The organism is Aeromonas intestinalis (assembly GCF_054052485.1).
In genome coordinates this window covers 53535-72507 of the sequence record NZ_JBSTYK010000005.1, presented here as the reverse complement: position 1 = coordinate 72507, position 18973 = coordinate 53535, and the positions used below count along the sequence as shown (strand labels likewise).

The 18973-nt window shown below is 61.7% G+C and carries 19 protein-coding genes; 7 read left to right on the top strand and 12 right to left on the bottom strand.

The genetic code is table 11. The features are described 5' to 3' along the window. Window positions 1-81: 81 nt before the first annotated feature. The 3 genes from rpsO to ACW5W7_RS07855 all read left to right on the top strand — a co-directional run bounded on the left by rpsO (window position 82) and on the right by ACW5W7_RS07855 (window position 4032). Window positions 82-351, top strand: a complete 270-nt coding sequence (gene rpsO, locus ACW5W7_RS07865; protein ID WP_100861224.1) for a 30S ribosomal protein S15 — start codon at window positions 82-84, stop codon at window positions 349-351. A gap of 179 nt (window positions 352-530) precedes the next feature. Continuing rightward, window positions 531-2666, top strand: a complete 2136-nt coding sequence (gene pnp / locus ACW5W7_RS07860) for a polyribonucleotide nucleotidyltransferase (protein ID WP_456501353.1) — start codon at window positions 531-533, stop codon at window positions 2664-2666. Between the two features lie 154 nt (window positions 2667-2820). Next, window positions 2821-4032, top strand: a complete 1212-nt coding sequence (locus tag ACW5W7_RS07855; RefSeq protein WP_456501352.1) for an MDR family MFS transporter — start codon at window positions 2821-2823, stop codon at window positions 4030-4032. 3 nt (window positions 4033-4035) lie between these two features. Here the strand turns inward: ACW5W7_RS07855 and ACW5W7_RS07850 are convergent, their stop codons facing one another. Beyond that, complete coding sequence (locus ACW5W7_RS07850) at window positions 4036-4389, bottom strand: DsrE/DsrF/TusD sulfur relay family protein (RefSeq protein ID WP_349919159.1); 354 nt, start codon at window positions 4387-4389, stop codon at window positions 4036-4038. Window positions 4390-4550: 161 nt separating this feature from the next. On the opposite strand from ACW5W7_RS07850, the gene ACW5W7_RS07845 reads away from it, so the two are divergent. Further along, complete coding sequence (locus tag ACW5W7_RS07845; protein WP_349919158.1) at window positions 4551-4943, top strand: DUF1090 domain-containing protein; 393 nt, start codon at window positions 4551-4553, stop codon at window positions 4941-4943. Between the two features lie 123 nt (window positions 4944-5066). On the opposite strand, the gene ACW5W7_RS07840 is transcribed toward ACW5W7_RS07845, so the two are convergent. Beyond that, complete coding sequence (locus tag ACW5W7_RS07840) at window positions 5067-5315, bottom strand: YfhL family 4Fe-4S dicluster ferredoxin (protein ID WP_349919157.1); 249 nt, start codon at window positions 5313-5315, stop codon at window positions 5067-5069. Window position 5316: 1 nt separating this feature from the next. Beyond that, the gene (trhP, locus tag ACW5W7_RS07835; RefSeq protein WP_349919156.1) at window positions 5317-6681 is read right to left on the bottom strand and encodes a prephenate-dependent tRNA uridine(34) hydroxylase TrhP; all 1365 of its coding nucleotides are present in this window, start codon (window positions 6679-6681) and stop codon (window positions 5317-5319) included. Between the two features lie 463 nt (window positions 6682-7144). Between trhP and ACW5W7_RS07830 the strand changes: the two genes are divergently transcribed. After that, window positions 7145-8071: a L,D-transpeptidase family protein gene (locus ACW5W7_RS07830; protein WP_349919155.1), complete on the top strand. Its 927-nt coding sequence runs from the start codon at window positions 7145-7147 to the stop codon at window positions 8069-8071. 75 nt (window positions 8072-8146) lie between these two features. Here ACW5W7_RS07830 and ACW5W7_RS07825 read toward each other — a convergent pair whose 3' ends face one another. The 4 genes from ACW5W7_RS07825 to fldB form a co-directional block, all read right to left on the bottom strand. Further along, entirely contained in the window at window positions 8147-8440 is a 294-nt protein-coding gene (locus ACW5W7_RS07825; protein ID WP_456501351.1) for a hypothetical protein, read from the bottom strand. A 344-nt stretch (window positions 8441-8784) separates the two neighbouring features. Further along, window positions 8785-10125 (bottom strand): TldD/PmbA family protein, encoded by a 1341-nt coding sequence (locus ACW5W7_RS07820; protein WP_456501350.1) that lies wholly within the window; start codon window positions 10123-10125, stop codon window positions 8785-8787. Beyond that, complete coding sequence (locus tag ACW5W7_RS07815; protein ID WP_456501349.1) at window positions 10125-11525, bottom strand: TldD/PmbA family protein; 1401 nt, start codon at window positions 11523-11525, stop codon at window positions 10125-10127. The genes ACW5W7_RS07820 and ACW5W7_RS07815 overlap by 1 nt, the downstream gene beginning before the upstream one ends. Window positions 11526-11766: 241 nt before the next feature. Beyond that, window positions 11767-12285: a flavodoxin FldB gene (fldB, locus tag ACW5W7_RS07810; protein ID WP_456501348.1), complete on the bottom strand. Its 519-nt coding sequence runs from the start codon at window positions 12283-12285 to the stop codon at window positions 11767-11769. A gap of 194 nt (window positions 12286-12479) precedes the next feature. Between fldB and xerD the strand changes: the two genes are divergently transcribed. Continuing rightward, window positions 12480-13391, top strand: coding sequence for a site-specific tyrosine recombinase XerD (xerD, locus tag ACW5W7_RS07805; RefSeq protein WP_456501347.1), 912 nt, complete (start codon window positions 12480-12482; stop codon window positions 13389-13391). A 68-nt stretch (window positions 13392-13459) separates the two neighbouring features. On the opposite strand, the gene mscL is transcribed toward xerD, so the two are convergent. After that, window positions 13460-13867: a large-conductance mechanosensitive channel protein MscL gene (gene mscL / locus ACW5W7_RS07800; RefSeq protein ID WP_349919145.1), complete on the bottom strand. Its 408-nt coding sequence runs from the start codon at window positions 13865-13867 to the stop codon at window positions 13460-13462. A 397-nt stretch (window positions 13868-14264) separates the two neighbouring features. Between mscL and recJ the strand changes: the two genes are divergently transcribed. Then, a complete protein-coding gene (gene recJ / locus ACW5W7_RS07795; protein ID WP_456501346.1) occupies window positions 14265-15995 on the top strand; it encodes a single-stranded-DNA-specific exonuclease RecJ in 1731 nt (576 codons plus the stop codon). Between the two features lie 191 nt (window positions 15996-16186). On the opposite strand, the gene ACW5W7_RS07790 is transcribed toward recJ, so the two are convergent. The 4 genes from ACW5W7_RS07790 to ybeD form a co-directional block, all read right to left on the bottom strand. After that, window positions 16187-16693, bottom strand: coding sequence for a GNAT family N-acetyltransferase (locus tag ACW5W7_RS07790; RefSeq protein WP_456501345.1), 507 nt, complete (start codon window positions 16691-16693; stop codon window positions 16187-16189). A gap of 155 nt (window positions 16694-16848) precedes the next feature. Then, window positions 16849-17814: a lipoyl synthase gene (lipA, locus tag ACW5W7_RS07785; RefSeq protein WP_456501344.1), complete on the bottom strand. Its 966-nt coding sequence runs from the start codon at window positions 17812-17814 to the stop codon at window positions 16849-16851. A 79-nt stretch (window positions 17815-17893) separates the two neighbouring features. Continuing rightward, the gene (lipB, locus tag ACW5W7_RS07780; protein ID WP_349919138.1) at window positions 17894-18571 is read right to left on the bottom strand and encodes a lipoyl(octanoyl) transferase LipB; all 678 of its coding nucleotides are present in this window, start codon (window positions 18569-18571) and stop codon (window positions 17894-17896) included. Between the two features lie 81 nt (window positions 18572-18652). Beyond that, window positions 18653-18916, bottom strand: a complete 264-nt coding sequence (ybeD, locus tag ACW5W7_RS07775; RefSeq protein ID WP_349919136.1) for a DUF493 family protein YbeD — start codon at window positions 18914-18916, stop codon at window positions 18653-18655. Window positions 18917-18973: the final 57 nt, after the last annotated feature.

Below are 18973 nucleotides of genomic sequence, written 5' to 3'. Positions count from 1 at the left end.
TGCGATTATGATACCGCCCTCATTTCATGGCTGAATTAGAGATCGGCTGTGAACCTTTAAACTCTCTACTGGAGTAATACCATGTCTCTAAATGCTGAGATCAAAGCTTCCATCGTTGCTGACAACGCTCGCGCTGCCAACGACACTGGCTCCCCCGAAGTGCAGGTTGCCCTGCTGACTGCCCAGATCAACCATCTGCAAGGTCACTTCAAGGAGCACGCGAAGGATCACCACGGTCGTCGCGGTCTGCTGCGCATGGTTTCCCAGCGTCGTAAGCTGCTGGACTACCTGAAGCGTAAAGACGTTCAGCGTTACGCTGCTCTGATCGCCAAGCTGGGTCTGCGTCGTTAATCGACCATCAGATTTCGCGAAAAAGGGGAACCTCAGGGTTCCCCTTTTTTCTTGCCTGACTTTCGCTGCCGCAAGCCGTTGCCTGCCTCACAGAATTTGTCTCTCCGCTTACCTTTTGATTCGAATCAAGTATACTTGCACGCGAATTTAAAGCGCCAAATTGTAAAAAGGAAATTCACGTGAATCCTATTGTAAAGTCATTCCAGTACGGTCAACACACCGTTACCCTGGAAACCGGTGTGATGGCCCGTCAAGCCACTGCGGCCGTCATGGTCAGCATGGACGATACCTGCGTATTTGTGACCGTTGTCGGCAAGAAAGAGGCCGACCACGGCCGTGATTTCTTCCCGCTGACCGTCAACTATCAGGAGCGTACCTATGCTGCTGGTCGTATCCCGGGTGGTTTCTTCCGTCGTGAAGGTCGTCCGAGTGAAGGCGAGACCCTGATCTCCCGTCTGATCGACCGTCCTATTCGCCCGCTGTTCCCGGAAGGCTTCCTCAATGAGGTTCAGGTGGTTGCCACCGTCATGTCCGTGAACCCGCTGGTTTCCCCGGACATCGTCGCCATGATCGGTGCCTCCGCGGCCCTGGCCATCTCCGGCATTCCGTTCGGCGGCCCCATCGGTGCAGCCCGCGTGGGTTACATGAACGGTCAGTACGTGCTGAACCCGACCACCAAGGAACTGCCGGAAAGCGATCTGGATCTGGTGGTTGCCGGTACCGCCAATGCGGTGCTGATGGTTGAATCCGAAGCGGCCATCCTGTCTGAAGAGACCATGCTGGGCGCCGTTGTCTACGGTCACGATCAGATGCAGACCGTCATCAACGCCATCAACGAATTCGCCGCCGAAGTCGGCACCAAGCCCTGGGCCTGGACTGCACCTGCCGTCAACGAAGCCCTGAAAGCCAAGGTGGCCGAACTGGCCTCTGCCGAGCTGGGCGAAGCCTACCGCATCACCGAGAAGGCTGTGCGTTACGAAGCCATCGGTGCCATCAAGGCCCGTGTGATCGAGCAAGTCATCGCCTCCGGCGTGGAAGAAGATGCCAAGAAGATCGGCGAAGAGTTCCACAGCCTGGAAAGCCGCATCGTCCGTGGCCGTGTGGTCCGTGGCGAGCCGCGCATCGATGGCCGTGATCCCGAGATGATCCGCGCCCTGTCCGTTGGCACCGGCATCCTGCCGCGCGCCCACGGTTCCGCCCTGTTCACCCGTGGTGAGACTCAGGCCATCGTGGTTGCGACCCTGGGTACCGAGCGTGACGCCCAGAACATCGACGAGCTGTCCGGCCACCGTGCCGACCGCTTCATGCTGCACTACAACTTCCCGCCGTACTGCGTCGGTGAGACCGGTATGATGGGCAGCCCCAAGCGTCGCGAAATCGGTCACGGTCGTCTGGCCAAGCGCGGCGTTGCTGCCGTGATGCCGAGCGCCGCCGAGTTCCCGTACGTGGTGCGCGTGGTGTCTGAAATCACCGAATCCAACGGTTCCTCCTCCATGGCTTCCGTCTGTGGTTCCTCCCTGGCGCTGATGGACGCGGGTGTGCCGATCAAGGCCTCCGTTGCCGGTATCGCCATGGGTCTGGTGAAGGAAGAAGAGGGCTTCGTCGTGCTGTCCGACATCCTGGGTGACGAAGATCACCTGGGCGACATGGACTTCAAGGTGGCCGGTACCACTCAAGGTATCACCGCCCTGCAGATGGACATCAAGATCGAAGGCATCACCAAAGAGATCATGGAGATTGCCCTCAAGCAAGCCCGTGGCGCTCGCCTGCACATCCTGAAGGTCATGGACGAAGCCATCCAGGCGCCGCGTGCCGAGATCTCCGACTTCGCTCCGCGCATCCACACCATCAAGATCAATCCTGAGAAGATCAAGGACGTGATCGGCAAGGGTGGTTCCGTGATCCGTGCCCTGACCGAAGAGACCGGCACCAACATCGAGCTGGATGATGACGGTACCGTCCGCATCTCCGCCGTTGCCAACGAAGCCGCCATGGAAGCCATTCGCCGCATCGAAGCCATCACCGCTGAGATCGAAGTGAACCGCATCTACGAAGGCAAGGTTGTGCGTCTGGCCGACTTCGGTGCCTTCGTCAACATCCTGCCGGGTAAAGACGGTCTGGTACACATCTCCCAGATCACCGATGCCCGCGTGCAGAACGTAGCCGACTTCCTGAAGATCGGTGACGTGGTGAAGGTGAAGGTACTGGAAGTGGATCGCCAAGGCCGTGTGCGTCTCTCCATCAAGGAAGCGAATGCACCGACCGAAGCCGCCGCTCCGGCTGCCGAAGCCGTCGAGGCACCTGCCGCCGAATAAGGCCGCAGCAGAGTGAAAAAGCCGACCCCAGGGTCGGCTTTTTTTATGCGCCATGGCATCGCAGTGGTGTTCCGCCGATAAAGGGCATTGTTCCTTTCGGCGCCAATTGTTATAAGGGACGATTCCCCGCCTCGCTGTCAAAAGGAATTGCAGTATGTCATGGGCCTATCTCAGGCAATTTACTCCTCTGGTCTGGATCGTCATCCTGGGCACCTTCATGGTGCGCACTACCTTCTTCATGGTCTGGCCCTTCCTCTCCATCCTGCTCTACCGTGACTACGGCCTGTCGGCGACCCTGATCGGCCTCATCCTGGGGGCGACGGCGGCGCTCTCCACCCTGGTCAGCTTCTATGGCGGCTGGCTGTCGGACAAATGGGGGCGGCGCAATATCCTGCTGTTCGGCTGTCTGGTCTCCGCCCTGAGCGTCGCGCTGCTCGGGCTCTCCCATCAGGTGTTCTGGTTGGCGTTCGGGGTGATCGGCAGCGGTCTCTCCTACGGTCTCATCGACTCGCCGGGCAAGGCCTTGATGGCCGATAGCCTGGCCGAGCCCAAGGCGCGCGAACTGGCGCTGCATCTGCGCTATTTCTTGCTGAACCTGGGGGCGGCCATCGGCCCCTTGCTCGGGGTCAGCTATGGCCTGAGTGCGCGCCAGGAGACCTTCCTGCTGCTCAGCGCCAGCTATCTGTTGCTCGGTTTCATCTTCATCGCCGGTTTCCGGTTGGCGGGTTGTCAGGCGAGCCGTGCAGCCGGCCCCGACATGCGTGCCGTGCTGCGGGTGCTCTGGTTGGATCGAGGCTTTCTGTTGCTGACCCTGGCCAACCTGCTGCTGATGCTGGTCTATGCCCAGTTCGAATCCCCCCTCATCCAGTACCTGACCCGGGCCGGGACGCCGGAGGTGGAACACCTCATCGGCTGGCTGGTCGCGACCAATGCGCTGACCATAGTGATGCTGCAATTCCCCCTGTTGCACCTGACGGCCAGCTGGTCCACCAAGCGGCGATTGCAGCTCGGGGTGGCCTTCTTCCTCGGTGCCCAGTTGCAATTCGCCCTCGGGGATACCGCCATCTGGTGGCACTGGATTGTCGCGGTGATCCTGCTCAGCATCGGCGAGTGCATTCTCTTCCCGCTGCTCAACGTGCTGGTCGATCAGATGGCACCGGAGCACCTCAAGGGCAGCTACTTCGGGGCGGCCTCCATGTCTGGACTCGGGATCGCCATCGGAGCCCTGCTGGGGGGCTGGATCCTGGCCAATTGGGGAGGCAGCTTGCTTTACGGCGTGATGGCCCTGCTTTGTCTGGCCATCCTGCAGCTCTATGGATGGGGCACCCGGGCGCCGCGAACGGCCCGGATCCGGGCCGAGACCTAGAGGTTAGAAGGTCAGCACCTTGTCGGCTGCCAGGGTCCACTGGGCCAGCAGGGGCAGAGTGCCTATCTCGATACCCTCAATGAGGGGGAGGGGGCTGATGCCACGGGCATCGGTGCAGGTCTTGCACAGCCGGATGAGGGTGCCCTGTGCCAACAGGATCTCCAGCATCTGGCGCAGGTTGTAACCTTCGGCCGGTGCCTGGCCTGCCAGCGCCGCGCTGACGGCATCGGACATCAGGAACAGCTTCAGCACGACACCGCCCTGCTCGTTGAGGGCGATCCCCAGGCGCAGGGCGTTGAACAGGGACTCGCTGCCGTAGGGGGCACCGTTGGCGATGATGACGACTTGCTGCTTCATGGGTCTCTCCACAGGGAAAACCTCATTGTAGCGCCAGACGGATTCGCTCAGCATGACCTGGTGCAAAACTCTGTCGTAGCCCAGAGGGTGTTGACTTGACCTGGTGGCATGAGTGAGGTCTCATGGGCGGCCATCCAGTATGAAAGCACTATGAGGTTGTTATGTTGAAAGTTGCCGGGATTGGCATATTACTGTTGGCCGGACAGGCCTATGGCAGTGAAAACATCGGTTGCAAGGCCAAGCATCAGGCGGTGTCGGAGCAACTCGTGATCGCCAAGGCACACAACAATGCCGATCAGGTGGCCGGGCTTGAGCAGGCCCTGCGCAATATTGAGGCCCACTGCACCGATGCCAAGCTTGTCGAGGAGCAGCAGCGGAAGGTCGCGGACCAGAAAGAAGAAGTGGAAGAGCGGTTGGCGGATCTGCAGAGTGCGCGGGTATCTGGCAAGCCGGACAAGATCGCCAAGAAGCAGGTCAAGCTGGAAGAATCCCAGGCTGAGCTGCTGGAAGGCCAGCGTGAACTCGAGGCGTTGCAGAAATTGATCAAGCCCTGAGGGCGAGCAGCGCAATAGAAAAAGCCGGGCATGCCCGGCTTTTTCTATGGTGACACTGCAGATCCTGGTGAGGAGTGCCTGAACATCCTGTTTCGGATGCCCGGCAGCGGATCTGCCGCCTCGTTACTGCCTGTGCATCCGGACGAACTTGTCCAGCAACTGATCTTCCGTCTCCACATGGGCGGGATCCCAGATGATGCAGTCGATGGGACAGACGCTGATGCAGGTCGGCTTCTCATAGTGACCGACGCATTCGGTACAGCGATCCGGATCTATCTCGTAGATCTTGGCCCCCAGGGTGATGGCCTGGTTCGGGCACTCGGGATCGCACATGTCACAGTTGATGCATTTGCTGGTGATGAGCAGGGCCATCTCAGGCAGCCGAGTGGGGCTGACGGGTGTCCTGGCGCTCGCCGAGGTTGCGCAGCAGGATGCCGTAGTTGATGTCGACCTCTTTCGGGACCGGCACATAGACCACGTGACCGTTGCCCGGCGCGGTGTCGATGAGCTCGCCCTTGCGGTTCTGCATCTGCTCCAGGTTGAAGCTGAGGTTGCCCTGCGGGGTCATCAGCTCCAGGCTGTTGCCCACCAGGAACTTGTTTTTCACTTCCACTTCCACCATGTCGCCGTTGCGACCGGTGATCTCGCCGACAAACTGCTGGGTGTCGGAGACGGAGTAGCCGTAGTCGTAGTTCTGGTACTCGCTGTGGTTGTGGCGACGCAGGAAGCCCTCGGTGTAGCCGCGGTGGGCCAGGTTCTCGAGGGTGCCCATCAGGGTCGGATCGAACGGACGACCGGCGACGGCATCATCGATGGCTTTGCGATAGACCTGGGCGGTGCGGGCGCAGTAGTAGAAGGATTTTGTACGGCCTTCGATTTTGAGCGAATGCACGCCCATCTTGGTCAGACGCTCCACGTGCTCGACGGCGCGCAGGTCCTTGGAGTTCATGATGTAGGTGCCGTGCTCGTCCTCGAACGCGGTCATGAACTCACCGGGGCGGTTGGACTCCTCCAGCAGCACCAGGGCGTCGGTGGGCTTGCCGGCGCCCAGGGTCGGGTCGACCTTCTGCACGGCAATAGGCTCCTGACGGTGAACGATCTGGCCCACTTCGTCCTCTTTGCCCTCGTGCACCTTGTACTCCCAGCGGCAGGAGTTGGTGCAGGTGCCCTGGTTGGGATCGCGCTTGTTGATGTAGCCGGAGAGCAGGCAGCGACCGGAGTAGGCCATGCACAGGGCGCCGTGGACGAAGACTTCCAGCTCCATCTCCGGCACCTGCATGCGGATCTCTTCGATCTCGTCCAGGGAGAGCTCGCGGGAGAGGATGGCGCGGGTCAGCCCCATCTGATGCCAGAATTTCACCGTGGCCCAGTTGACCGCGTTGGCCTGTACCGACAGGTGGATGGGCATGTCCGGGAAAGCTTCGCGCATCATCATGATGAGACCGGGGTCGGACATGATCAGCGCATCCGGCTTCATGTCCACCACGGGGCGCATGTCGCGGATGAAGGTCTTCAACTTGGAGTTGTGGGGCTGGATGTTGGCCACCACGTAGAACTGCTTGCCGAGGGCGTGGGCCTCGTTGATGCCAAGTTGCAGGTTTTCGTGATCGAATTCGTTGTTGCGCACCCGCAGGCTGTAGCGCGGCTGGCCCGCATAGACGGCGTCGGCACCATAGGCGTAGGCGTAACGCATATTCTTGAGGGTCCCGGCGGGGGAGAGCAATTCTGGTTTGAACATGTTGGACTCTTCGTATCTGATTGCAAATCAGGACGGCGCCACCTGATGGCGTCGTATAGGTTCATCTAGGTTCATCGGCACTGCGCGACCAGACTCGACGCACAGCCTCCGATGACGGTTCACCCGGAGCACGAAATGGTTCGATACTCCCGATATAAAGGGTGCGAGATTGTACTCGTCACCGGCCCATCATGCAATTTGAGCGGGTATTTCAAGGTCACATTGCTGTTCATTTTACGCTCAGACTGGCGATGTTAGGGTATCGAAGGCGCTGCGTAACCGAGAGTTGACTGGAGAATGGATCTTTTCCGTGAAAAAGCCACCGCTTCAAGTTGAAATTTTGGCCGACTCGGGAAAGAATGCGCGCTCGGTGATTGGTCTCGAGCGCAGGCAACGCGCAGCCAGGCCCACCGAGGACAATATGGTCTCAGGCCCACAGGTACAGGAACTACACAGGAATTTTATGAATCCCCTTCGCATTGCCGCTTCGGCCCTTTTTTGTACTCTGACCCTGGTCAGCCAGCAGGCCGCCGCCGTTGAATACGTGCTGCCCGCCGCCAACAGCCGCCTGATCGGAGAAAACCAGGAGTACGTGGTGCCTGCGGACAACCGTCCGCTGGAGCAGATCGCCTCCGACTTCCAGCTGGGCCTGACCAACATCATGGAAGCCAACCCGGGCGTGGATCCCTATCTGCCGACCCCGGGCAGCAAGCTGATCATCCCCCATCAGCTGATCCTGCCGAATGCGCCCCGCGAAGGGATCGTCATCAACGTGGCCGAGATGCGTCTCTACTACTACCCGAAAGGTCAGAACGTGGTGCAGGTGCTGCCCATCGGTATCGGCCAGCTGGGGGTGAATACCCCGGAGAACTGGATCACCAAGGTGGAGCGCAAGCGCGCCAACCCGACCTGGACCCCGACCGAGAATATCCGTCGCCGTTACGCCGCCCAGGGCAAGACCCTGCCCGCGGTCTGGCCGGCCGGCCCGGACAACCCCATGGGTCTGCACGCCCTCTACATCGGCAACCTGTACGCCATCCACGGCACCAATGCCACCTTCGGCATCGGTCTGCGGGTGAGCAGCGGCTGTGTGCGTCTGCGCGCCGATGACATCAAGTACCTGTTCGACAAGGTACCGGTCGGTACCCGTGTCCAGTTCGTGAACCAGCCGGTCAAATCCACCGTCGAGCCGGATGGCGGTCGTTACATGGAAGTGCATGAGCCCCTGTCCCGTACCGAGGCGGAGTTCAACTCCACCGCCTCCGTGCCGCTTCCCATGACCCCGGCCATCACCCGCTTCATTGCTCACGCCGACAGCGACTCCAACCTGGTCAAACAGGTACTGGAACAGCGCAGCGGCTTGCCGACCCGCCTCAATCCCGAGGCCTGATCCGGCAAGGCAGTTAGAACAACAACGGCGACCCCAGGGTCGCCGTTGTTGTTTTCAGCCATGGCTGGCGATCGCTTAGTTGTGGTCGAGGGTGATGATGGCTCTGGTGTGTTGTGGGTCAATCCATTGGTGGACGAGTTGCACCCGGGTCAGGTCGCGGGAGGGCTCCTGCGCCAGCTGTGCCAGGTTGACCGACTGTGTGCCCGAGTCGCAGGTGACTTGCATGCTCTCTCTTTGCTGACTGGCGTCGCAGCTTGCTGCCACGATGGCGCCTCTGATCGTCAGCTGACCACCGTTGGCCGCCGAGGCCGACAGTGTTGGCAAGCCCCCTAATGCGACAAGGGTGAGGGTCATGGTGGTGGCTTTCATGGTGATCTCCCGATCTCTTGCCTGTTTGCAGGACGCTGCACATTGCAGTGTCATCAAGGTCGTTATCGACCACCATGGGGGATGACAAGAGCACAATTTTTCTTGATGGCTTTCGGGTTGTCGATGCCGAGGGGCACCTGGCGTCAGTCGCCTGAGAAAAGGAAATAAAGGGAGAGGGCTCATGATGCCGAAAGTGCAATACGCAAGGGGGCCGGGCGGCGTGGCGTGGGCAGAAAACCGTTCATGAAAAGCGGCGCCTGATGGCGCCGTATTCATATCGAGGAGGGGATGAGAAGGTCGCCCAGGCGGGCCGATAGCGACGCGCAGCAGCCCCTCTTCCCGGGTCATTTGCCTGCGATGCTGAGGCCGCCGAAGCGGATCAGGGGAGCATAGAAGCCCTTGCCATCATCGTGATGGAGCACATCGCCGACCGCCTCCAGCTCGCCCAGCAGGCGGTAGAAGTTGCCCGCCACCGTGATGCCCCGCACTGGCTGTACCCGCTCACCATCCCGGCACAGGAAGCCTGAAGCTCCGAACGAGAAGTCGCCGCTCACCGCATCGGCGCCGGAGTGCAGACCATCCAGCTTGACCAGTTCCAGGTATTCACCTGCCTTGACCTCGGCCTGCGTGTGGGGGCCGAGACCGAATACCAGATGGCGAGGGGCCACATCCAGTGCGCCGCGAGCACTGCGGGCCGCCGCGCCATTGCTGGCCACGCCGAAGTGGTGGGCGCTGGCGCTGTTGTGCAGCAGGGTCTTGAGTTCCCCCTCACCGATGAGCAGCACGTCCTGGGTCGGCGTGCCTTCTCCGTCGAAGCCCTTGATCCGCATGCCTTCCGGCATATGGACCCGGCTCTCCAGGGTGAGCCAGCGGGAGGCCACGCTCTGGCCGAGCTTGCCACGCCAGGGGTTGATCCCCTGCTGGGCCCACTTGCCCGAGAGCGCCGCCTGGAAGCAGCCAAACAGGCTGGCCAGGCAGTCGAGCGTGAAGATCGCGCTGTAGCGACCGCTTGGCACGGCTTCACCGGGCAGAAGGTCAGCGGCCATGGCATGGATCTGGGTGACGAGGGCACCCGGGTTCAGCTCATCGAAGCGGCGGGCCTGCTGCCCCTGATAGTGCATCGAGTGGCGGCCATCGCGCTCGATCAGGGCCGAGCTGTAGCAGCCGATGCTGAACTCCTTGTGCTGGCAGAGGGTGCCCAGGCTGTTGGCGAGCCAGAGCTGGCTCTCCCCTTCATAGACGCTGTTGTAGGGGGCTCCGGTCACATCCGGCAGGGCCAGGATGTCTGACTCGAGGCGCAGGGCCAGGGCAATCTTCTCTTCCACCGGGGTGTTGTCTGGTTGATAAATCTCGGGACAATCCGTGCTAAGACGGCTTCCCTGCACCGAGATGCGCTGATCCGGATCCACCTTGGCGAAACGGCAGGCATCGAGGGCATCCTGCACCATGGCGTCCAGTGCCGACTCATCCAGAGATTCGGAGTAGGCGAGGCCGACCCGACCATCCTTGATGAGACGAATGCCGAGTTGCTGGCTGCTGGTGACCTTGTATTCGCTGAGCTCAGCCTTGTCCGCCTTGAGGGAGAAGGCCTTGTCCTGATTGGCGATGATGTCCGCCTCGGCGCCAAGGTCTGCGACCTTGTCCAGCAGGCGGTGGAGCAATGGTGTCATGTCGATGGTGCTCATCAGGCGTTACCTCCCACCAGAATGTTGTCGACCTTGAGCGGCGGCTGGCCGACGGAGGCGGGGATGGAGCCCGAGACGGAACCGCACATGCCGGCCGAGATAGCCAGATCCCGGCCCACCATGGAGATCTCCTGCAGAACTTGCGGGCCCGTGCCGATCAGGGTCGCCGACTTGAGGGGACGGGTGACCTTGCCCTTCTCGATGAGGTAGGCCTCCTGCACGTTGAAGTTGAACTCGCCGGTGCCCGGTTGCACCGAACCGCCTCCCATGCGTCTGGCATAGATGCCGTGCTCCACGCTCGCCAGCATCTCATCCAGGCTGTGGTGGCCCGCCTCGATGTAGGTGTTGCGCATGCGCGACGCCGGCGCGAAGCGGTAGGACTCGCGCCGACCTGAGCCGGTACGGGCATAGCCGGTCTTGAGCGCCCCCATTCTGTCCACCAGAAAACCGGTGAGCACGCCGTCCTTGATGAGCTGGGTATGCTGAACCGCCATCCCCTCGTCATCGACGTTGATAGAGCCCCAGGCGTTGCCCTGCAGCCCTTCATCCACCGCGTTGACCACGGGGTTGGCGATGAGCTGGCCCATCTTGTCGTGGAACACAGAGGCCTTCTTGGCCACCGAGGTGGTCTCCAGCAGGTGACCGCATGCTTCATGGAAGATGACGCCGCCAAAGCCGCTCTCCAGAATGACCGGCAGGTTGCCGCTCGGACAGGGCGCCGCGCCAAGTTTCACCAGCGCCTGGCGGGTGGAGGAGAGGGCCAGCTCCCGGGGATCGATGAGGGCGGCATGCTCCCAGCCCATCATGGCGCCAGGGGCTTCATAGCCAACGCTCTGCTCGCCGCCATCCAGGGCGATGGTCTGGGCGGTGATGCGGTTGTAGTGGCGACGATCGCTCACCTGCAAGCCTTCGCTGTTGAAGATCTCCACCTCCTGCTCCCAGCCAAGGGCGCTGCCGGAAAACTGGCTCACCTTGGCGCTCTCGGCGCGGGCGGCGGCATCCATGGCATGGAGGTAGGCGATCTTCTGCTCCAGCTGCTTGTCGGCCGACAACGGCAGGGAAACTGGATTGCGATCATTCAGACGGATGAAATCAAAGGCGGTGGCAGTCACCACGGGATCCCGCCTGTCCTTGGCCGCCAGGAGGCTGACGATGCGCAGCAGCTCGTTGCGATCGGCCAGGTTGGTGTAACCATAGAGCACCTTGTGGCCGTAACACAGGCGCACCCCGATACCGAAATCGAGACCACCGCTGATGGCCTCGATCTGGCTGGAGAGCAGGCTGAGCTGGCTGCGGCGCTTGCGCTCCACGAACAGCTCGGCGAAGTCGGCACCCAGCGCCAGGGCGTGATCGAGCACGTCGCGGGCGATGGCGGGGGCCAACAGGGAGAATGGCGTCATAGAATATCCTTTTCTGGTCTGTTTCCTGTTTGCTTCCGACGCTCTGGTTGGGATTGTTATGGAGCGTCGCCTGCATTGTTGCAGACCAGCATGAAATTGTCGCTACTCGGCAGGCGATGAGCCCGATTGAAAAAACAGGTGTGCCATATACGTCCGAGCCGCCAGCTGGCCGCTCGGAACGGGGGAATTCTGGGGTCAGGCAGGGGACGAGGTGACGCTCACTGCCGGGCGCTGCCCTGGATTACAGCAGCTCGTGGATCTCGCCCAGGATCTGGTCGACCCACAGCTCGATGCGGGAATCCGTCTGGTCGTACTGGTTGGCATCGTCGAGGGCCAGGCCGACGAAGTGGCGGCCATCGTCGATCAGCGCCTTGGAGGCATCGAACTCGTAGCCTTCATTGGGCCAGTAGCCCACCAGCTTGACCCCTTTGGGCAACAGTTGGTCGTGCAGCATGCCGAGGGCATCCTGATACCACTCCCCATAGCCGAGCTGATCCCCCATGCCGAACAGGGCGATGATGCGCCCCTCCAGTTCGAGGTCCTGGATGTCTTCCCAGCGGGATTCCCAGTCTTCCTGCAGCTCGCCGAAATCCCAGGTGGAGATACCGAGGATCAGGATGTCGTACTCCTGCATGCGGGCCAGCGGCACATCCTTGATGTTATGGAGATCGACCAGCTCCGGGCCGATGAGGGCTCGGATCTTCTCGGCAGCCATCTCGGTGTAGCAGGTGGTGGAGCCGTAAAACAAACCTATCTTCATCGTACTTCTCTTGAACGCTGTAGGCCGCCGGTGGGGCTGCCGGTGCCGGGACCCTGAGGGTGGCCCGGGGGAAGAGCGCCAGTCTAGCAGATTGCAGGCCGCCCTTCATCGGGCAAGAGGCGTCTGTCACGACCTGTGCCTAGGGCGGCGGGTCGCGCTACAATGGCCCCTCGTTTGCCAAAGACGGTAGCCCCATGACCAAGCCAGCCCCCGCCCAGCACGATCATCCCCTGATAGAGCCCTTCCTCGACGCCCTCTGGCTGGAGCGCGGACTGTCGGACAACACGGTCAGCTCCTATCGCACCGATCTGGAGAAGTTTGCGCTCTGGCTCGACAAGGCGGGCAGCTCCCTGATGCTGGCGAACATCGACGATATTCAGCACTACCTCGCCTGGCGGGTGGACCAGCAGTTTGCCCCGAGCTCTACGGCCCGTTTCTTGTCGGCCCTGCGCCGTTTTTATCAGTACCTCAATCGGGAGAAACTGAGAACCGACGATCCCACCGTGTTGCTGGAGGGGCCAAAACTCCCCAAGAAGCTGCCCGCTGACTTGAGCGAGGCGGAGGTGGAGGCGCTGCTCACCGCGCCTCTGGTGGATGACCCGCTGGAGCTGCGGGACAGGGCCATGTTGGAGCTGCTCTACGCCACTGGCCTGCGGGTCTCCGAGCTGGTGGGGCTCACCGCCGAGCATGTCAGCCTGCGTCAGGGGCTGGTGCGGGTCGTCGGCAAGGGCAACAAGGAGCGCCTGGTGCCCATGGGGGAGGAGGCCATTCACTGGTTAGAGCGCTACTTCAGGGAGGGGCGCACCCTGCTGCTCGGCGGCACCAGCTCGGATGTGGTTTTCCCCTCCAAGCAGGCGAGGATGATGACCCGCCAGACCTTCTGGCACCGCATCAAGATCTATGCCCAGCGCGCCGGGATCCGGGGTGAGCTCTCCCCCCATACCCTGCGTCACGCCTTCGCCACTCACCTGCTCAATCACGGCGCCGACCTGCGGGTGGTGCAGATGCTGCTGGGGCACGCGGATCTCTCCACCACCCAGATCTACACCCATGTGGCCAATGAGCGGCTCAAGGCGCTGCACGGTGAGCACCATCCCAGGGCCTGAGCGCCAGGATTATGCCCACAAAAAAACCGCCATCAGGCGGTTTTTTCAATGCACGACAGGAGGCGGGCTTATTTGCCCTGCTGGGATTTGAGCAGATCCCGGATCTCGGTCAGCAGCTCCTGATCCTTGGTGGGACCAGCGGGGGCCGCGGCCTCTTCCTGCTTCTTCTTCAGGGTATTGATGGCCTTGAGCCCCATGAAGATGGCGAAGGAGATGATCAGGAAGTCGATGATGGTCTGGATGAACTTGCCGTAGGCGATCACCACGGCGGGCACATCCCCTTCGGCGGCTTTCAGGGTCACGGCGAGATCACTGAAATCCACCCCGCCCAGGATGAGGCCGATGGGGGGCATGATGACGTCTCCCACGAAGGAGGAAACTATCTTGCCGAAGGCGGCACCAATGATGATACCGACCGCCATATCGATGACGTTGCCTCTGGCCGCAAAGGCCTTGAACTCTTGAATCAGACTCATGTTCCCCTCCAAAAATGGGATGTGGGCGGCCGCTACCGCCCCTCGATTTGAATAATAAAGCATCAGGAAAACAGAGGGATGACCATCGTGTTTCCTGTCGTCCCGATAAGCTTGCGGGGCCTCGGTCCAATTGGCAACCTTCCTGAATAGGAATTTTTAACATCCGGCATTATTAACCCATTGCTGATTAACCCTTTGCACACAGTTCGCCTGTCGGGGGAATGGGTCACCGCAGAGGAGATTGTTGGCCCCTGTCGGGTTGCACTGTGGCGGCCGATGATGCGATCCTCTCTCTCCTATGTGTCGGCCCGAGCCAGGGCTCGGCCTCAAGGTAGGCTCGGGGAGGTCTTCCCCTCATGCTGCCCTGAACCACTGCTCACGCTACTGGATGTTATCGATGCCCCTGCAAATTCGTCGTCGTCCCCGGGTGGATGACTCCCACCTTCCCGCCAACCTGCATCCGTTGTTGCGCCAGATCTTCGCGAGTCGCGGGGTCGTGGATCCCGCTCTGCTGGAGCGTAGTGCCAGCCACCTGCTGCCTCCCCAGCGCCTGTTTGGCATGGCGCAGGCGGTGCCCCTGCTGGCGGCGGCGCTGACGGCCCAAAAGCGGATCCTGATCGTCGGCGATTTCGACTGTGACGGCGCCACCAGCTCGGCTCTCTGCGTATTGGCGCTGCGGGCCATGGGCGCGGAACATGTCGACTTTCTGGTCCCCAACCGCTTTGAATTCGGCTATGGCCTCACTCCAGAGATAGTTGAACTGGCAATAGCCCGCCGGGCAGAGTTTCTTGTTACGGTGGACAACGGTATCTCCAGCATCGCCGGGGTCGCGGCGGCCAAGGCTGCCGGTATGCAGGTTCTGGTCACCGATCATCACCTGCCGGGTCAGGATCTGCCGGATGCCGACGCCATCGTGAACCCCAACCAGCGTGGCTGCGACTTCCCCTCGAAATCCCTGGCCGGGGTCGGCGTTGCCTTCTACCTGATGGCGGCCCTCAACACCCACCTGCGGCAGAGCGGCTGGTACGAGCGTCTGGGCATTCGCCCTCCCAATGTGGCGGACTACCTGGATCTGGTGGCCCTTGGCACGGTCGCCGACGTGGTGGCGCTCGATGGCAACAACCGCATCCTGGTGCATCAGGGTCTGCAGCGGATCCGGGCCGGTCGCTGTCGCCCCGGCATCCAGGCGCTGGTGGACGTGTCGGGCCGGGATGGCCGGCGCCTGTGCGCCGCCGATCTCGGATTTGCGCTCGGGCCGCGCCTCAACGCGGTGGGCCGCCTTGATGACATGTCCCTCGGGGTCGCCTGTTTGCTGTGCGATGACATCAATCTGGCGCGCCAGCTTGCCGCCGAGATGGACAGCCTCAACCAGGAGCGCAAGGAGATAGAACAGGGCATGCAGCAGGAGGCTCTCGCCACCCTGGAGCAGATCCGTTTCCGGGATGGCGAGGTGCCAAACGGCATAGTGCTGCACCGGGACGAATGGCATCAGGGGGTGGTGGGGCTGGTGGCGTCCAAGATCAAGGAGAAGTACTACAGACCCGTGATCGCCTTCGCCGAGAGCAGCGACACCGAGCTCAAGGGCTCGGGGCGCTCCATCCCGGGTGTGCACCTGCGCGACGCACTGGAGCTGCTCGATACTCGCCATCCCGGCCTCATGGGCAAGTTCGGCGGCCACGCCATGGCGGCGGGGCTGACCCTGCCCAAGGCCAATGTCGAGGCCTTTGGCCGCGCCTTCGAGGCCATCATCGGCGAGCTGGTGACCCCGGAGCTGCTGACCGGGGTGCTGCTCACCGATGGCGAGCTGCTCTCCGATGAATTGAGCCTGGAGCTGGCGGAGCTCATCCGTGCCTCCGGCCCCTGGGGGCAGGCCTTCCCGGAGCCGCTGTTCGACGGTGAGTTCGTGCTGGTGCAGCAGCGGCTGGTGGGGGAGAAGCACCTCAAGATGATGCTGACCACGGACTCCGGCCACGCGGTGGATGCCATCGCCTTCGGGGTCGATCTCAAACGCTGGCCCGATGCGTCGGTGAAGCGGGTGCGGCTGGTCTATCGCCTCGATGTGAACGAGTGGCGGGGCAATCGCAGCGTGCAACTGCTGGTGGAGCATCTGGAAGCCGCCGGCAGCTAGTCGTCACTTCAACCCACTTCTCGCAAAACGGCCACCCCTGGGTGGCCGTTTTGTTATGGGAAATGGCAAGGCCGGGCTGACCTGTCTATCCGTGGCGGGGCTGATGTCGCTGGGCTTCACGTCTTTGACTGGGTCTCGCTGTGAGCGTCGGCTCACCATGACATGACGAAAGAGAGTGGATGGCGGTGCCATCAACCCAGTGTCTTGGCCATGTTGTAACCCGTGATGTGAAAGCCAATCTCCTGGTAGAGCGCCCTGGCTCTGGGGTTGTCATAAGCGACCCTCAGCTTGATCTGGCTGACGCCAAGACTCTTCAACTCGGCCTCCAGTGCCGCTATGGCAGCCTTGCCATACCCCAGTTTGCGATGAGTTGGCAGTATGTAGAAGTCATAGATAAAGGTGGTATGGGCGGCGGCGTCGATGCGGTGCCAGAGATAGCCGGCGATGGTCGCTGTCGGTGCGATAGCGCTCTCGACACTGTCACTCACTGGAATGATGCAGAGCAGGCTCTCGCCCGGCGTGGCGACGCCTTGCGGCAGGTACTGTTGCAAAGCGTCCCCGGCCTGCTGATGGGCTTCTGCGAGGGACAACCTGTGATTACTGGCGAGATCCTTGGCGTAGTCGTCGATGAAGTAGTCGCGATAGGCGGGGAAATCCGCCTCACTCATGGGGATCAGATGAACGATAGGGATGGGCATCCTGTGCCTCGCTCAAAGAAAAGGAGTCGCTACCTTAACCCCGGAACCCAGCACCCGCCAAGGGGGCGGGGGTGCCAAGTCCGGAGTCCTCAATAAAAAAGAGCGCCATAAGGCGCTCTTTTTTATCATGGGGAATGCTCCCCTGGCGTGAGAGGTTATTTGACCTCTTCGCCCTTGGCTTGCAGATCCGCGTGGTAGGAGGAGCGCACGAAGGGGCCGCAGGCGGCGTGGGAGAAGCCCAGCCCCATGGCGACCTCTTTGAGCTCGTCGAACTCTGCGGGCGGCACGTAGCGCTTGACCGGCAGGTGGTGACGGCTCGGCTGCAGATACTGGCCCAGGGTCAGCATGTTGACGCCGTGCTCGCGCAGGTCGGTCAGTACCTGCACGATCTCCTCGTTGGTCTCACCCAGACCCATCATGACGCCGGACTTGGTCGGTACATGGGGGTGCATCTCCTTGATCCGGCGCAGCAGCTCGAGGGACCACTTGTAGTCGGCGCCCGGACGGGCGACCCGGTACATGCGCGGGGCGGTTTCCAGGTTGTGGTTGAACACGTCCGGCGGGGTCTCGCGGAATACCTCCAGCGCCTGCTCCATCCGGCCACGGAAGTCCGGGGTCAGGATCTCGATGCGGGTCTGGGGGCTGTGCTCGCGGATCTGCTTGATGCAGTCGGCGAAGTGCTGGGCACCGCCGTCACGCAAGTCATCGCGGTCCACCGAGGTGATCACCACGTACTTGAGGCCCATCTCCTTGATGGTCATGGCCAGCTTCTTCGGCTCATCGGGATCCAGCGCCAGCGGGCGGCCGTGGGCCACGTCGCAGAAGGGACAGCGACGGGTACAGATGGCGCCCATGATCATGAAGGTGGCGGTGCCGTGGTTGAAGCACTCCGCCAGGTTGGGGCAGGAGGCCTCTTCACACACCGAGTGCAGCTTGTTCTTGCGCAGGGTGCTCTTGATGTGCTCGATTTTCTGGCTGGACGGCGGCAGCTTGATCCGCATCCAGTCCGGCTTGCGCAGCACTTCTTCGTCGGGATCCGGCATGAATTTCACCGGGATCAGGGCCATCTTGTCGCCATCGCGCAGCTTGACGCCCGGCTCCATACGAACGGGTTTGCTCATGATTCACTCTCGGTGTTTGTTATTGTCTGATTGATGGTCATCGGGCCCAGGCCCTCATGACCGCGCAGCATGGGTCTGTTCATGCCGCCGCTTCGGTATTGGTGATCGTCTGGTAGCCGATCAGCCTGGCCAGCTCCACCACCAGCAGGGATTGTGCCTCGGCCACGCTCTTCGGGCCGCCGAGGGCACTGGTCTGGGTCATGCTCATGCCCGCATAGCCGCACGGGTTGATGCGCAGGAAGGGGGTCATGTCCATGTCAACGTTCAGTGCCAGCCCGTGGAAGGAGCAGCCCTTGCGAATACGCAGCCCCAGGGAGGCCAGCTTGGCTTCCATCCCCTGTGCATTCTTCACATAGACACCCGGCGCATCCGGTTTGGCATAGGCCGAAATATCGCTCTTGGCCAGGGTATTGATGATGGCGGTCTCGAGGCAGGTGACCAGCTCGCGTACCGTCAGCTTGCTGCGACGCACGTCCACCAGCACGTAGAGCACCAGCTGGCCCGGGCCGTGATAGGTCACCTGACCCCCGCGATCGCTCTGCACCACGGGAATGTCACCTGGGGCGAGCAGATGCTCGGCCTTGCCGGCCTGCCCCTGGGTGTAGACGGGATCGTGCTCCACCACCCAGAACTCGTCCGGGGTATCGGGGGTGCGACTGTCGGTGAAAGCCTTCATGGCATCCCACACCGGCTGGTAGGGGCGGCGGCCAAGCTGTCTGACGAGCAGCGCTGGCTGAGCAGGCGTTTGAAGTGACATCTTTCCTCACTGACGGGCGCTTTAACCGGAAAACCGGACACGCAATAATCACTCGCCCCTGGGCGGGGCGAGAGAGGCGATTTACAGGACGTAGCGAACCAGCTCAATCTTGCCAAGGGCGGCGTACATGGTCTCGATGTGTTCCTTGCTCTGGGCGGTAACGGTCACCCGGACCGAGTGATAGTTGCCCTTGGAGCTGGGTTGAACGGTCGGGCTGTAGGTGCCGGGAGCGTGCTGCTGCAGCACTTCGACCACCATGTCTGGCAGGGCAGGGTCGGCCACGCCGAGCACCTTGAACGGGAACTTGCAGGGGAACTCCAGCAGTTCATCAAACTTGGTATTCATTTGCTCACCTTTTTCGTCGTCCACGAGGCGACGTTATCTTTGATCTTGCATGGCCCC

Excerpts from the sequence above, each read along its gene's own strand:
- ACW5W7_RS07855 (WP_456501352.1), top strand. The coding sequence starts at position 2,821 with ATGTCATGGGCCTATCTCAGGCAATTTACTCCTCTGGTCTGGATCGTC.
- mscL (WP_349919145.1), bottom strand. The coding sequence starts at position 13,867 with ATGAGTCTGATTCAAGAGTTCAAGGCCTTTGCGGCCAGAGGCAACGTC.
- ACW5W7_RS07850 (WP_349919159.1), bottom strand. The coding sequence starts at position 4,389 with ATGAAGCAGCAAGTCGTCATCATCGCCAACGGTGCCCCCTACGGCAGC.
- ACW5W7_RS07790 (WP_456501345.1), bottom strand. The coding sequence starts at position 16,693 with ATGCCCATCCCTATCGTTCATCTGATCCCCATGAGTGAGGCGGATTTC.
- ACW5W7_RS07825 (WP_456501351.1), bottom strand. The coding sequence starts at position 8,440 with ATGAAAGCCACCACCATGACCCTCACCCTTGTCGCATTAGGGGGCTTG.
- trhP (WP_349919156.1), bottom strand. The coding sequence starts at position 6,681 with ATGTTCAAACCAGAATTGCTCTCCCCCGCCGGGACCCTCAAGAATATG.
- ACW5W7_RS07845 (WP_349919158.1), top strand. The coding sequence starts at position 4,551 with ATGTTGAAAGTTGCCGGGATTGGCATATTACTGTTGGCCGGACAGGCC.
- xerD (WP_456501347.1), top strand. The coding sequence starts at position 12,480 with ATGACCAAGCCAGCCCCCGCCCAGCACGATCATCCCCTGATAGAGCCC.
- ACW5W7_RS07840 (WP_349919157.1), bottom strand. The coding sequence starts at position 5,315 with ATGGCCCTGCTCATCACCAGCAAATGCATCAACTGTGACATGTGCGAT.
- ACW5W7_RS07820 (WP_456501350.1), bottom strand. The coding sequence starts at position 10,125 with ATGAGCACCATCGACATGACACCATTGCTCCACCGCCTGCTGGACAAG.
- fldB (WP_456501348.1), bottom strand. The coding sequence starts at position 12,285 with ATGAAGATAGGTTTGTTTTACGGCTCCACCACCTGCTACACCGAGATG.
- recJ (WP_456501346.1), top strand. The coding sequence starts at position 14,265 with ATGCCCCTGCAAATTCGTCGTCGTCCCCGGGTGGATGACTCCCACCTT.
- ybeD (WP_349919136.1), bottom strand. The coding sequence starts at position 18,916 with ATGAATACCAAGTTTGATGAACTGCTGGAGTTCCCCTGCAAGTTCCCG.
- lipB (WP_349919138.1), bottom strand. The coding sequence starts at position 18,571 with ATGTCACTTCAAACGCCTGCTCAGCCAGCGCTGCTCGTCAGACAGCTT.
- ACW5W7_RS07815 (WP_456501349.1), bottom strand. The coding sequence starts at position 11,525 with ATGACGCCATTCTCCCTGTTGGCCCCCGCCATCGCCCGCGACGTGCTC.
- ACW5W7_RS07830 (WP_349919155.1), top strand. The coding sequence starts at position 7,145 with ATGAATCCCCTTCGCATTGCCGCTTCGGCCCTTTTTTGTACTCTGACC.
- rpsO (WP_100861224.1), top strand. The coding sequence starts at position 82 with ATGTCTCTAAATGCTGAGATCAAAGCTTCCATCGTTGCTGACAACGCT.
- lipA (WP_456501344.1), bottom strand. The coding sequence starts at position 17,814 with ATGAGCAAACCCGTTCGTATGGAGCCGGGCGTCAAGCTGCGCGATGGC.